The sequence below is a fragment of the Acinetobacter sp. SFB genome (genome assembly GCF_001647545.1).
Classification (GTDB): domain Bacteria; phylum Pseudomonadota; class Gammaproteobacteria; order Pseudomonadales; family Moraxellaceae; genus Acinetobacter.
The window spans coordinates 83,161-96,188 of sequence record NZ_LSZH01000015.1 but is presented as its reverse complement, the minus strand read 5'-3'; the positions used below and the strand labels follow the sequence as shown (position 1 = coordinate 96,188).

Here is a 13,028-nt window from a genome sequence, read left to right as displayed (position 1 = left end):
TATTGTTGTAAAAGTGCATTTTTAATGCCACACAACATATAGGGAATTACTGAAATTTACAACAAACATATCTTGAGATATTGTGATTTTTATCAGTAAATTGCGGTGCATTTGGCCATAAAAAATCCCGACTAAAATGCCAGGATTTTTATTTACTATTCAACTTTAAAAGAAATAATGTTGCACCAACGTCGCCACACCAATAATCAAGAATATGCTCGCACCAATTTTATGAATCAGAGGAATGGGTAATTTGTCAGCCAGCTTGTTCCCGACAAAGACTGCCGGCGCATTGGCAATCATCATCCCAAGGGTGGTGCCCAGCATGACCCAGAACACACTGTCAAAACGCGCTGCCAGAGCAACGGTGGCCACTTGGGTTTTGTCGCCTATTTCCGCCAAGAAGAACAGCACAAAGGTTGCCCCAAACACACCGTATTTTTGCCATTTATTAATATTATCGGTTTCATCTTCCAGCTCATCTGGAACAAGCATCCACAGTGCCATCGCGATAAAGCCAATCGACACAATCCACAGCAACACATCTGGACTTAATACCGTGGTAATCCATTGGCCAAGCACTGCCGATATACCATGATTCAATAAGGTGGCAAATAAAATGGCAAATAGAATAGGAACAGGTTTTCGAAAACGCGCAGCCAGCAACAAGGCTAATAACTGGGTCTTGTCACCCATTTCAGCAAGGGCAACAATAGCGGTAGAGATGAGCAGTTCATACATGAGATCTTTCTCTGGCTAGCAAAATTTGCCAATGACTTATCGCTCCTGCTAGCCAAAATCTGCGGAGTGATAAATCAAAGGTCTTGCCAACAAAAAAAGCTTTTAAAAAGCTGAATTGGTTCTTTGCTATGATGACCATGTTCTGTTGAACAATTATGTTGACCATCACCTTTTTACATTGCGTAAAAAGCGGCTACTCCCCAATGAAGTGGAGTGATTTTAATCGCAAAGCTGTTTTTTATCAAATCAATTTAATGTCAGTATTTTACAATAGAAGATTAAAATAAATAAAATTAAGCAATGATGATGAGATGAGTAGGATCTTTCAGACATTTTAATGATCTGGCGCCCATAAAAAAACCCTGCCGCAGCAAGGTTTTTTATTATTCGTATTTTATGAGCTGATTAGAGCAACAAAGTACGGATATCGGCTAAAAGCTTGGTCAACTTGTTGGTGAAACGGGCAGCATCAGCACCATTAATCACACGATGGTCATAAGACAAGGACAATGGCAACATCAGGCGTGGATCAAAACTTTCACCATTCCATATCGGTTGCATGGTTGCAGGTGAAATACCCAAAATTGCCACTTGAGGCCAGTTCACCAGCGGTGTAAATGCGGTTCCACCAATTGAACCCAGACTGGTAATGGTAAAATTCGCACCTTGCAAATCTTTCGGTGATAATTTTTTCTCACGCGCCTTCTTGCTTAACTCGCCCAGCTCAATCGCAATTTGTTTCACTGATTTTTGGTCCGGGTTACGCAGCACAGGCACAGTCAAACCATCCGGCGTTGCCACCGCAATGCCCATATGGATTTCATTGCGCAGCAATACAGATTTTTGATCATCGGCCAAATGACCTGCAAAATAAGGCTCTTCTTTTAAAAGATGCGCCAAGGCTTTGGCAATGAAAGCCAAAATGGTCAGGCTAATACCTTCTTTCTTAAAGTTGCCTTTCAACTCGCCACGCCAAGCTTCAAGCTCGGTAATATCTGCAGCATCAAACTGCGTGACTTGAGGAATAAAGTTATTCAATGACAATTGCGGCACAGAAACCTGTTGCAAGCGAGTCATGGCTTTTTCTTCAACACCACCAAATGCAGAGAAATCTGGAAGTTTTGGCAGACTGGCTGCCTGAACGGCAGCAGCGGCTACAGGAGCAGGTTGCGACGTCGTAAGGCGGGTTTTGACATAAGCCTTCAGATCTTCTTTCATCACACGCGCATGCGAACCAGATGCTTTCACATCCGATAAAATCACACCCAATTCACGTGCCAGTTTACGCACAGCAGGGCCAGCATAGACTTTCGAGTTGGCTGCATTCTGCTCTTTGGTCAGCTTGTCTGCATTAGCCGTCGTCGCTGTCGCTTGAGCAGATGGTGCAGCCGGGACTGTTTCTGCTTTTGTAACTGCTGCTTTCGGTGCTTCAGCTTTGGCTGCAACAGGTGCAGCATCTGCTTGCGCTTTACCTTCAATCGTAACCAGTGCAATGCCTTCAGCGACATTTTGACCCACTTCAACGTGAATCGCTTTAATCACGCCTGCTGTAGAGCTGGGGACTTCAACCGTGGCTTTATCCGACTCAACCACAATGATGCTTTGATCCGCTTCAACCGTGTCACCGACTTTCACTAAAATTTCAGCAACAGTGGCTTTGTCCACACCCAGATCAGGCACGCTAATTTCAATCGCACCGCTTTGAACCGGAGCTGCTGCTACAGGTTCAGATTTCGTTGCAGCGGCTTGTACGCTTTCTGCTTTCGGAGCGTCCACCACAGTTTCAGCTTGGGTCGCGCCAGCAACTTTCACCTTAATCAGCACCACACCTTCTTTTACCGTATCGCCTTCAGTAACTTGAATGCTTTCAACGATACCCGAAACTGAACTGGGTACTTCAACCGTGGCTTTGTCAGATTCAACCACAACAATGCTTTGATCAACGTCAATAGTATCGCCGACGCTAACCAGAATTTCACCCACCAGCGCTTTTTCTACGCCAATATCCGGCACCTGAACTTCGACAAGGCTGCTCGATGCAGAGGCCGGTGTAGCAGAATTTGCAGGCTGATGAGCTGCAAGTTCCTGCATAATTTCTTGATCAGGCAGTGAGGTCGGAGTATTTTCCGACGTCTTTTGTGAAGCATCCGCCTCTTGAACTTCAGTTGCTGCATTGGATGCATCTTCTGCTTCAAGTTCAATTAATGCGACGCCTTCAGTAACATTATCACCCAGATTAACCAAAATGCTTTTTACCACACCTGCTGAAGTGCTCGGCACTTCAACAGAGGCTTTATCCGATTCCAGCAAGACCAGACTGTCATCAACAGCCACGGTATCGCCGACTTTTACCAAAATTTCCGCAACGCTGGCTTTATCAACCCCAATATCAGGTGTTTTGATTTGCATGCTTAGTTCTCCTCACCTGTTGGCTCTTTATAATCCGCAACCGCTTGAACTTCCGGGTGGGTTTGAGGCAACCAAGCCACAGGACGATCGGTATCCAATTCAAAGTTAGAAATCGCATCCTTGACTAAACGCGCATCCACTTCGCCTTCATCGGCTAATTTTTTCAACGTTGCAACCACAATGTGCGCTGCATCGACACCAAAGAAACTACGCAGATTGCCACGCGTATCAGAACGACCATAACCATCTGTACCTAAAGTCACATATGGACGGTTATCTGGAAGATAGGCACGAATTTGTTCACTATAGGCACGCATATGATCCGTTGCAGAAACCACGATACCATCGGTACTACGCAATTGCTGAGAGACCCAGCCTTCTTGTGCTTCTTCCGCCAATGGATGTAGACGGTTGTATTCTTCAACAGCCATACCATCGCGTGCAAGCTCGTTGTAGCTGGTTACACTCCAGACATTAGAATGGATTTGGTATTCATCACGCAGGATTTTTCCAGCTTTAATCACTTCACGAAGAATCACACCTGAACCCAATAATTGAACAGTGGCTTTTTCATCTTCTTCAAGCAGGTACATACCACGTTTAATGCCTTCCTCAACACCTTGTGGCATTGCTGGATGCTCGTAGTTTTCGTTCATTACAGTCAGATAATAGAACACACGTTCCTGATTTACATACATGCGTTGTAAACCGTCATGTACGATCACAGCAAGCTCATAACCAAAGCATGGGTCATACGCCACGCAGTTTGGAATGGTGCCAGCAAGAAGGTGTGAATGACCATCCTGATGCTGCAAACCTTCACCATTTAATGTGGTACGGCCTGCTGTTGCACCCAGCAAGAAGCCCTGTGCCTGAGCATCACCTGCAGCCCATGCAATGTCGCCAATACGCTGGAAACCAAACATCGAGTAGTACATGTACATAGGAATCATAGGCAAGTTATTGGTTGAATAACTGGTTGCCAACGCAGCCCAAGCACTCATCGCACCGGCTTCGTTAATCCCTTCTTGCAACATGTGACCATCTTTGGCTTCACGATAGTTCATCAGCTGTTCTTGGTCTTCAGGGGTGTATTTCTGACCATGTGCAGCATAAATACCTAACTGACGGAACATGCCTTCCAGACCAAAAGTACGCGCTTCATCCGGAACAATCGGCACAACGCGATCTTTAATGGCTTTTTCTTTTAACAATGCAGAAATTAAACGCACCATCACCATAGTGGTGGATTGCTGCTTGCCATTGGAACCTTTTAACACCGCATCAAATACCGACAAATCAGGGATGGGCAATGGGTCACTTTCTTTACGACGTGCAGGTAAATAACCACCCAACGCTTCACGACGGGCCTTCATGTATTTCAATTCAGGTGAGTTTTCACTTGGACGATAGAATGGCACTTCTTCAAGCTGTTCATCGGTGAATGGAAGATTGAAACGATTACGAACATATTTCAATGATTCAAGCTGCATCTTTTTAATCTGATGCGTTTTGTTCACTGCTTCAATTTCTTCAGACAAACCATAACCTTTGACAGTTTTCGCCAAAATTACGGTTGGCTGACCTGTAGACTTCATTGCTTCTGCGTAAGCAGCATAAACTTTGTAAGGGTCATGACCACCGCGGTTTAAGTTATCGATGTCTTCATCGCTTAAACCTTTTACCAGCTCTTCTGCTTCTGGATATTTACCAAAGAAGTGGGCACGGGTATATGCACCACCTTTGACTTGGTAACGTTGATAATCACCATCAACCGCTTCTTCCATAATCGCTTTTAAAGCGCCTGATTCATCTTTATCAAGCAGTGGATCCCAATGACGACCCCAAACTACTTTAATGACACGCCAACCTGCGCCACGGAATAGTGATTCAAGTTCTTGAATAATTTTGCCATTACCACGAACCGGACCATCCAGACGCTGTAAGTTACAGTTCACCACCCACACCAGGTTATCGAGCTTCTCACGGCCTGCAAGAGAAATCGCACCGGTACTTTCTGGCTCGTCCATCTCGCCATCGCCAAGGTATGCCCAGACTTTACGGTCTTCTTCTTTAATCAGGCTACGGTTCATCAAATATTTTTGAATGTGTGCCTGATAGATCGACATGATTGGACCCAGACCCATCGAAACAGTTGGGAACTGCCAATAGTCCGGCATCAAGTAAGGATGCGGATAACTTGGAAGACCATTACCATTCACTTCACGACGGAAGTTACTCAGTTGCTCTTCGGTTAAACGGCCTTCAAGATATGAACGTGCATAAACACCCGGTGCACAGTGACCTTGATAATAGATCATGTCACCACCGAAATGGTCATTGCCTGCACGAAAGAAATGGTTAAAACCGACATCATACAAAGTTGCCGAAGAGGCAAAGCTGGCCAAGTGACCACCGAGATCATCACCAGTTTTATTGGCACGCAGTACCATTGCCAAAGCATTCCAGCGAATCAATGCGCGAATACGGCGTTCCATGTCTTGGTCACCCGGCATGGCTGGGGTTTCTTCAACTGAAATGGTGTTGAGATAAGGAGTATTTAGACGCTGAATGGGAACATGAGTAGCAATTGCGCGCTGGTAGAGTTTTTCGAGTAAAAATGCCGCTCGCTCCGTTCCCATGTGTTGTAAAACCGAGTCGAAAGCATCTTGCCATTCTTGGGTTTCTTGCGCGTCAGTATCACCATAAAACGCCATATTCCACCTATTCCTTGAGCCTATTTATATTCTCTATATGTACCATACTTTAGAGGGCTTCAGTTATTGCCACAGCTGAATACGGAATAGCACTATTATTTAGATAATAAATACCCATTGACTATTCTTTACGCAATAAAACAAAAAACCGCCAATAAAGGCGGTTTTTTATACAATAAGTATTCGTTACAGTGATAATATAAAACTTAAAAGCTATAGCGGCTTTTTACTCTACTCTTTAAATGAATTACCACACTCTAATTAACTATCGTTACAACTCTTAAATTAAAACCGACAGAATGGGTTTTAAAAAGTGGTCATACTGAGTTTTATGGCAACATGGCTAAATATGCTGATGGGTTCTTACGCTCACCATCTTTAACTACTTCGTAATGTAAATGCGGACCGGTACAACGACCCGTACAACCTACGTTGGCAATATGTTCACCTGCTTGTACCTGATCACCAACACGGGCAATTAAACGAGAGGCATGTGCGTAACGCGTTAAATACCCATTGCCATGGTTGATTTCAACGTATTGACCATAACCGGTGCCCCAACCTGATTTAGTGACGACACCTGGGCCAGTTGCGTAAATAGCGGTACCACTTGGTGCAGACATATCTAAACCTGAATGGTTTTCTGCGCGACCACCCATGGTACGACCACCATAAGTTGAACTAACTCTTTTCATGTCAGGAAGTGGATGTGCTACCAACCAAGAGTAAGCATTGCTAGAATAGCTTTTTGAAGTACTTGAACCGTATTTTTTCGCGAGCGATTCATTGTTCAATTCAACTGTTTTTTCACGTAATTTAACGCTCATTTTTGTTTCAGCAGGAATATCAATGTCATTTGATTCTGCATAAGAACCTTGAGCCAAAGTACGGGTCAATTGCTCAATACGATCGGTGGATACGTCAGAATTTAGCTCTACCAAATCAGCAAAAGCTACAGATGCAGCAGACGCTGCCAATGAAAACGCTAATAAAATACGTCTCGTATGCATAAAAAACCTCTTTTAACTGTTCTTAGTTAATGTCCTTGCGTGATCTCTTCCTTGATATCTACTGAAAGGAACGCATAAGATTAAGACACAAATATGTAGGAACAATGTATGTCTGAACCGCTAAAGCTCTTCCAACAAACAAGAAAACACTTAAAAACAGGAAACTTTACGTTTCTCTCTACACAAGTTGCTGCTTGGCAGAAACTTACAAAACTTATTCAACCGATATTGCCCCAACCAGAGCAATGGCAAGTTGTATGTTATGAAAATGGCATTTTGACCATTACCGGTGCAAATCAAGCCATGATTAGTCAACTGGCATATCTTCAAAAGCAATATATTGTTCAATTGTCACAATTGTCCGAATTTAAAGATTTGCAGAAACTGCAAGTTCGTTTAAGAATTCAAACACAACCACCACTCAAGCCTGAGTTGCTGACCAGATCCCTTAGTCCAGATACCCAAGATTTAATTCGTGGGGCTGCTGACTTTGTGAGCGACCCTAAGCTTAGCCAAGCAATGCTACGTTTGGCAAGCAATAAAAAGTAACTGACATTTTGATGTCTTTGAAATTAGTCATAAATTCTGTGACCGGTTTAACAGTCAGCTTTGTTATATTATAACGCAGGCATTAAAAGACAATGACTTATGCCACACTCACGTAAGAAATGGGACATTTGGTTTCGTCATCAAATGTTACAATTTCGTAACTACTTGGATCACTTTTAACATTGCGTAATAATTGATTATTTAATGCATGTCCTGACTTATAGCCATCAAACTTTGCAATAATTTGATGACCCAGCAAGTATAAATCACCCACGGCATCTAAAATTTTGTGCCGTACGAATTCATCCGAGAAGCGAAGCCCTTCCTCATTCACCACACCGGTTTCATCTACCCCAATCGCATTTTCCAAACTCGCGCCCAATGCCAAATTATTGGCTTTCAGATAGTCTAAATCTTTCATAAAACCGAAAGTACGCGCTCCACTCACTTCATAAACGAAGGTTTCAGTAGAAAAATCGATAGTTGCAGACTGGTATTCTTTTTTAAAGGCAGGGTGATCAAAATCGATGGTGAAGTTAAGTTGAAAACCCTGATGTGGATGAAATATTGCACGCTTATCATCTATCAGGGCTTGCACAGGTTTTAAAATTTTAATGAATTTTTTCGGCGCATTCTGTTCAGCCAAACCACCTTGCATCAATAAATAGATAAACGGGCCTGCACTACCATCCATAATTGGTACTTCAGAAGCAGAGACTTCAATAATCAGGTTATCGATCCCCAATCCCGCAATCGCACTCATTACGTGTTCAATGGTACCGACTTTGGCATTTTCCTGAACCAGATTCGAGCACATAAATGCTTCTTGAATCAGCATGGCGTCGGCTTGAATATTTACCGGTGGATTTAAATCAATACGTCGAAACACAATTCCCCCGTCTACATGGTGCGGCACAAAGTTAATCAAGACTTTTTGCCCACTATGAAGACCGATACCGCTCGCTTTCACGACACGTTGTAGGGTTCGCTGTTTCAACATTTTTCTATCATCTGCTCATAAAACCGATATACGTTAGCATATTTAGCCATTGATAAAAAACAAAAAGGTCGTATAGCTACGACCTTTTTTAAATTTGTAAACTAAAACTAAAACTATTAGTTTATTTACGTTGCTGATTTTTCAAGTAATCTTGAATGCTCATTGGGGTTGGACGTGCAGCCCCTACTGCTGGAGCTGGGGCTGTACCCGCATCATTGTTTTGACGCTGAATTGCAGGTACATCATCATCTTCCACCACAGCATGTTTCGCCGTAGCAGTTGGACGTGTTGCCGACTGTGAAGATGGACGTTTGACTGTATCAGCTGAATCCGCTGAATTACGGGTTAATCCCGTTGCAATCACAGTTACACTCAGTTCATCACGTGCATCTGGATCAAATACAGTTCCGTAGAATACTTGCCCTTCATCCAAATCGACAATTTGATTGACAACATCGGTGATTTCTTCAATTTCACCGAAAGTCACATCATCGCCACCGGTCACGTTAATCAAAATACCTTTGGCATTCATGATAGTCACGTTATCCAGCAATGGACTACGAATCGCTTGTTCAGCCGCTTGACGTGCACGGTTTTCACCACGACCTGAACCCACACCCATCATGGCATAACCACGCGTACTCATGGCAGTCTTCAAATCGGCGAAGTCAAGGTTGATATGCCCTGGACGAACCACAAGATCAAAAATACTACGTACTGCATTGAGCAAAACGTCATCTGCTTTTTTGTACGCGTCTTTCATTGAAATATCGCGGAATACTTTAAGCAAACGCTGGTTGGGAATAATGATTAAAGAATCAACATGTGCTTCTAAAGCTTCAATCCCTTTTTCAGCAGATTGCTGACGACGTTTCCCTTCGAAATTGAAAGGTGTAGTCACCACGCCGACTGTCAAAATGCCCATTTCCTTGGCAATTTCGGCAACCACAGGCGCAGCACCAGTACCAGTACCGCCACCCATACCGGCAGTCACAAACACCATGTCTGTACCTTCAAGGTGTTGACGAATGATTTCACGACTTTCTTCAGCAGCAGTTTGGCCCACTTGAGGATTTGCCCCGGCACCCAAACCGCGTGTGCTTTGCTCGCCTAACTGGATTTTGAATTGAGCATTCATCCGATCCAAAGCCTGTTTGTCCGTATTGGCACAAACAAATTTTACACCCTGAATGTCTGACTCAAGCATATGTTGTACAGCATTACCACCAGCACCACCTACACCAAACACAGTGAAACGGGCTTGACCGTTGCTATCGTTTTGATCATCTTCTAAAAATTCAAATGAGGCCATGACCTTTGGATTTCCTAATTCGTAATTGGCAGTCACTTAAGCCCGTATACTGCCTTGATCTTAATAAAAAATTGTGTTTTAGGATGCTGTTCAACGACACGCTTGTCAAGTACAAGCCGTTAGACGTACAACTTCCTAACAATATTCCCAATAAATTCAACTTAAAATATCGATTTTAACTGATTATTTAATGCCGACCATGCTCGACCTACTCGCTTAAAAACAGACAGTTTTCCAGGATCTGTAGATTCTACAATGGTATCTTGCGTATCACTTTGGCTGAACATCAATAATCCGGCAGCTGTTGCATATTGCGAACGGCGCAAAGCAGCCTGATTTTGCTCTTCAGCATATACCTGTACCGGTGGATTTCCTAAATGCGCTGAAACACCCAACATTTGACGTGCCAGATTTACCATTCCTTCGATTTGGCTTGCATCCCCTGTCAGTACCACACCATGATATAAACCATGAATTGCACCATTGCGTTGTAGCTCGTGATGAACTTGGGTCAAGATTTCTTCATAACGCGCAATAATAATTTCTGCCAACTCAATGCGACTGATGGTTTGTGGACCCTCAATCCCCTGAAATTGAATCATATGATCAGGTTTCACCACTTTCAGGTCAACACAACCATACAACAACTTGATTCGTTCCGCTTCTTCCGTCGTGGTTTGCAGTACTGCAGCAATATCACGCGTAACATGCTCACCACCACGTTGCAGAGTATGCGTCAATGCAAGGCGACCATCTAGATAGACCGCAATATTGGTAGTACCCGCACCAATATCCACCAAGCATGCACCATACTCTTTTTCATCTTTAAGCAGACTTGCTTCAGCGGTTGCCAAACAAGACACTACCATTTTTTCGACACCAATATTGGCACCTTTAAGCGCACGATCTAGGTTCTGCATGGTACTGATCGGCAGCATCATCAACTGATAATGCCCTATCATGCTGTGGGCAGACATGCGAATCGGATTTTGCACCCATTCTGCCGAATCATCCAATTCAAAGCCCAAAGGTACTGCACTGACCAAATAGTGGTCTGAAGTCAAATGACTGGCTTTGGCCAACTCCAGCGCACGTACAACCTCACTGGTCGTAATGGTATGTTCACTATTTTCAATGGGTGTACGGCCTGATGCATAAAAGCTTTTTAATTCTGCGCTTGGAATGGAAATCCAAGCGGAATGCACCCGGCATTCAGCCATGTCTTCTGCTTCTTGTACGGCATTTTTAATTGCAGTGATGACTTTATCGAGACTTACAATTTTTCCTTTATTCATGCCTCGGTTACGAGCTGTTGCCATCCCTATCACTTGGATATTGTCTGGCGCATGTACCTTACCAATCAAAACTGAAACTTTGTGTGTCCCAATGTCAATCGCAACAACCGAGGGAACAGCTTCATTCATTATCTACTACCATCATCACATGTTTGGTTAATTTATGGCCATAAGCCTCTATTTTATATCAAGCCGCTCAATTATGGCTTTACCATTCTTGCATCTGCAATGCTTGTGTCATTAATCGTTACAACAAAATGACTATTTACAATATTAGGTGGTGCTGAATTCTTCCATTGTATCGCCAATCCATTTCGATAACGTAAGTCAATTGATGAGATTTTAGACCAAACCGGTTTTAAATCACTTTGTGCCAGATGACTCAAGCGTTGAAGTTTACTCATGGTCTGATCTTGATCCACAATTACACGCAAACCCGAATCAAACTGCATAAACCATGTCATACGTTCTGTTAAATATAATTCTTTTAAACGAACATTGACTGGCAGGAATAACTGGTTAATTTCATTGTAGCGGCGCATCATCATTTTGGATTGAGACGTTGGACCGTGCAGCAAGGGTAATTTTTGATTATTTTGCGGAATCACTTGGGCAAAAATATCACCACTATCACTTAACAGTCGCCCAGTTCCCCAACGGGCAATAGGATGACGCGGCATCACTCTGACCCGAATTGAATTCGGCCATGCACGTGAGACCACCACACGATCTACCCAAGACAACTCTAGCGCCTGATCTCGAATTTGTTCTAAATCAGCGGTAAAATAATTTGCTGTTACCACCGGAGTAACATGCTTCATGACCTGACTATTTTCAGCGTCGGAACGCGTACCCACAACATTGAGTTCCGCGACATGTGCATCGGTCATGACTGTATATAAACCATAGACCCCTACAGCCAATACCATGAGTGCAATCAGCAACAATAACCAGCCACCGGCATTCGCAAGCTTTTCCTTACGGGTCGGTGGCTTGTCATGTATTGAGGTAATTGCTGCTCGTTTACGGCGCATTGAAGCAGGAAGTTGAGCCATAGTTTAGTGAGCCGTACCTGTCAAAGTTTGTTCCAAAATGGCAACGCAAAGCTCATCAAAGCTATATCCCACCGCTTGTGCAGCTTTAGGCACCAATGAATGACTGGTCATGCCTGGAACAGTGTTGACTTCCAACAACCAGAAATTGCCGTGTTCATCCTGCATCGCATCAATACGACCCCAGCCACTTGCACCCACGGCTTGAAAAGCACGTAAAGACAAGTTTTGTAAACGTTTTTCTTCATCTTCACTTAGACCGCAAGGAATGCCGTACTGCACATCGTCACGGTTATATTTGGTCTCATAATCGTAGAAAGCCACATCTTTTGGCGGCTCAAGACGAATTACAGGAAGCGCCTGGCCATTCAGAATCACAATGGTAAACTCACGACCGCTAATCCATTTTTCAGCCATTACCACTGCATCATGTTCAGTCGCTTTTTCAATCGCGATTGCAAAGTCTTCGATCCGTTCAACTTTGCTCATACCGATGCTTGAACCTTCATGTACTGGCTTGATAATGAATGGCAAACCAATACTGTCGACGACAGCATTCAAATCAGAATCATTGGTTACGATACGATACGGTGCCGTCGGCAGTTCAGAACCTTGCCAAACCTGCTTGGTTTTGACTTTATCCATACCGATGGCTGAGCCTTGCACACCGGTACCGGTATAAGGCACATTCAACCATTCTAATGCACCTTGAATTTGACCGTCTTCTCCGCCGCGACCATGCAACACAATAAATGCACGATCATAGTTGACCAGTTCAGTCACGCTACGTTCTTGCGGGTCAAAAGCTTCTGCATTTACACCCGAGCGGAGCAATGCTTCAAGTACAGCCCTACCACTATCTAGAGAAACCTCGCGCTCAGCAGATTTACCACCAAGCAACACGGCAACTTTGCCGAATTCTGAAGCATTTGCCACGTTTATA

Annotated in this window: 10 protein-coding genes and 1 riboswitch; of the genes, 1 reads left to right on the top strand and 9 read right to left on the bottom strand. The window is 43.7% G+C overall.

All coding sequences use genetic code 11. The annotated features are described in order from the left end of the window. Nucleotides 1–165 precede the first annotated feature (165 nt). The 4 genes from AY606_RS12760 to AY606_RS12745 all read right to left on the bottom strand — a co-directional run bounded on the left by AY606_RS12760 (nt 166) and on the right by AY606_RS12745 (nt 6,877). The gene (locus tag AY606_RS12760) at nt 166–741 is read right to left on the bottom strand and encodes a TMEM165/GDT1 family protein (RefSeq protein ID WP_067869283.1); all 576 of its coding nucleotides are present in this window, start codon (nt 739–741) and stop codon (nt 166–168) included. Nucleotides 742–813: 72 nt separating this feature from the next. Continuing rightward, a riboswitch (yybP-ykoY riboswitch) is annotated at nt 814–955 on the bottom strand. Nucleotides 956–1,146: 191 nt separating this feature from the next. Then, on the bottom strand, nt 1,147–3,150 hold the full coding sequence (locus tag AY606_RS12755; RefSeq protein WP_067869280.1) for a 2-oxo acid dehydrogenase subunit E2: 2,004 nt from the start codon (nt 3,148–3,150) through the stop codon (nt 1,147–1,149). Between the two features lie 2 nt (nt 3,151–3,152). Beyond that, entirely contained in the window at nt 3,153–5,867 is a 2,715-nt protein-coding gene (gene aceE, locus AY606_RS12750; RefSeq protein ID WP_067869277.1) for a pyruvate dehydrogenase (acetyl-transferring), homodimeric type, read from the bottom strand. Between the two features lie 329 nt (nt 5,868–6,196). Continuing rightward, nucleotides 6,197–6,877 carry a M23 family metallopeptidase gene (locus AY606_RS12745; RefSeq protein ID WP_067869274.1) on the bottom strand — a complete coding sequence of 227 codons (681 nt, stop codon included), beginning with the start codon at nt 6,875–6,877 and terminating at the stop codon, nt 6,197–6,199. 108 nt (nt 6,878–6,985) lie between these two features. Between AY606_RS12745 and AY606_RS12740 the strand changes: the two genes are divergently transcribed. Beyond that, nucleotides 6,986–7,426, top strand: coding sequence for a DUF721 domain-containing protein (locus tag AY606_RS12740; protein WP_067869271.1), 441 nt, complete (start codon nt 6,986–6,988; stop codon nt 7,424–7,426). Nucleotides 7,427–7,523: 97 nt separating this feature from the next. Here the strand turns inward: AY606_RS12740 and lpxC are convergent, their stop codons facing one another. The 5 genes from lpxC to AY606_RS12715 all read right to left on the bottom strand — a co-directional run bounded on the left by lpxC (nt 7,524) and on the right by AY606_RS12715 (nt 13,021). Further along, nucleotides 7,524–8,426, bottom strand: a complete 903-nt coding sequence (gene lpxC, locus AY606_RS12735; RefSeq protein WP_067869268.1) for a UDP-3-O-acyl-N-acetylglucosamine deacetylase — start codon at nt 8,424–8,426, stop codon at nt 7,524–7,526. A gap of 121 nt (nt 8,427–8,547) precedes the next feature. Then, nucleotides 8,548–9,738: a cell division protein FtsZ gene (gene ftsZ, locus AY606_RS12730; protein WP_067869265.1), complete on the bottom strand. Its 1,191-nt coding sequence runs from the start codon at nt 9,736–9,738 to the stop codon at nt 8,548–8,550. 161 nt (nt 9,739–9,899) lie between these two features. Then, nucleotides 9,900–11,162 carry a cell division protein FtsA gene (ftsA, locus tag AY606_RS12725; RefSeq protein WP_067869262.1) on the bottom strand — a complete coding sequence of 421 codons (1,263 nt, stop codon included), beginning with the start codon at nt 11,160–11,162 and terminating at the stop codon, nt 9,900–9,902. Nucleotides 11,163–11,233: 71 nt separating this feature from the next. Then, on the bottom strand, nt 11,234–12,088 hold the full coding sequence (locus AY606_RS12720; RefSeq protein WP_067869259.1) for a cell division protein FtsQ/DivIB: 855 nt from the start codon (nt 12,086–12,088) through the stop codon (nt 11,234–11,236). A 3-nt stretch (nt 12,089–12,091) separates the two neighbouring features. Further along, a complete protein-coding gene (locus AY606_RS12715; protein WP_067869257.1) occupies nt 12,092–13,021 on the bottom strand; it encodes a D-alanine--D-alanine ligase in 930 nt (309 codons plus the stop codon). Nucleotides 13,022–13,028: the final 7 nt, after the last annotated feature.

Excerpts from the sequence above, each read along its gene's own strand:
- AY606_RS12760 (WP_067869283.1), bottom strand. The coding sequence starts at position 741 with ATGTATGAACTGCTCATCTCTACCGCTATTGTTGCCCTTGCTGAAATG.
- AY606_RS12755 (WP_067869280.1), bottom strand. The coding sequence starts at position 3,150 with ATGCAAATCAAAACACCTGATATTGGGGTTGATAAAGCCAGCGTTGCG.
- aceE (WP_067869277.1), bottom strand. The coding sequence starts at position 5,867 with ATGGCGTTTTATGGTGATACTGACGCGCAAGAAACCCAAGAATGGCAA.
- AY606_RS12745 (WP_067869274.1), bottom strand. The coding sequence starts at position 6,877 with ATGCATACGAGACGTATTTTATTAGCGTTTTCATTGGCAGCGTCTGCT.
- AY606_RS12740 (WP_067869271.1), top strand. The coding sequence starts at position 6,986 with ATGTCTGAACCGCTAAAGCTCTTCCAACAAACAAGAAAACACTTAAAA.
- lpxC (WP_067869268.1), bottom strand. The coding sequence starts at position 8,426 with ATGTTGAAACAGCGAACCCTACAACGTGTCGTGAAAGCGAGCGGTATC.
- ftsZ (WP_067869265.1), bottom strand. The coding sequence starts at position 9,738 with ATGGCCTCATTTGAATTTTTAGAAGATGATCAAAACGATAGCAACGGT.
- ftsA (WP_067869262.1), bottom strand. The coding sequence starts at position 11,162 with ATGAATGAAGCTGTTCCCTCGGTTGTTGCGATTGACATTGGGACACAC.
- AY606_RS12720 (WP_067869259.1), bottom strand. The coding sequence starts at position 12,088 with ATGGCTCAACTTCCTGCTTCAATGCGCCGTAAACGAGCAGCAATTACC.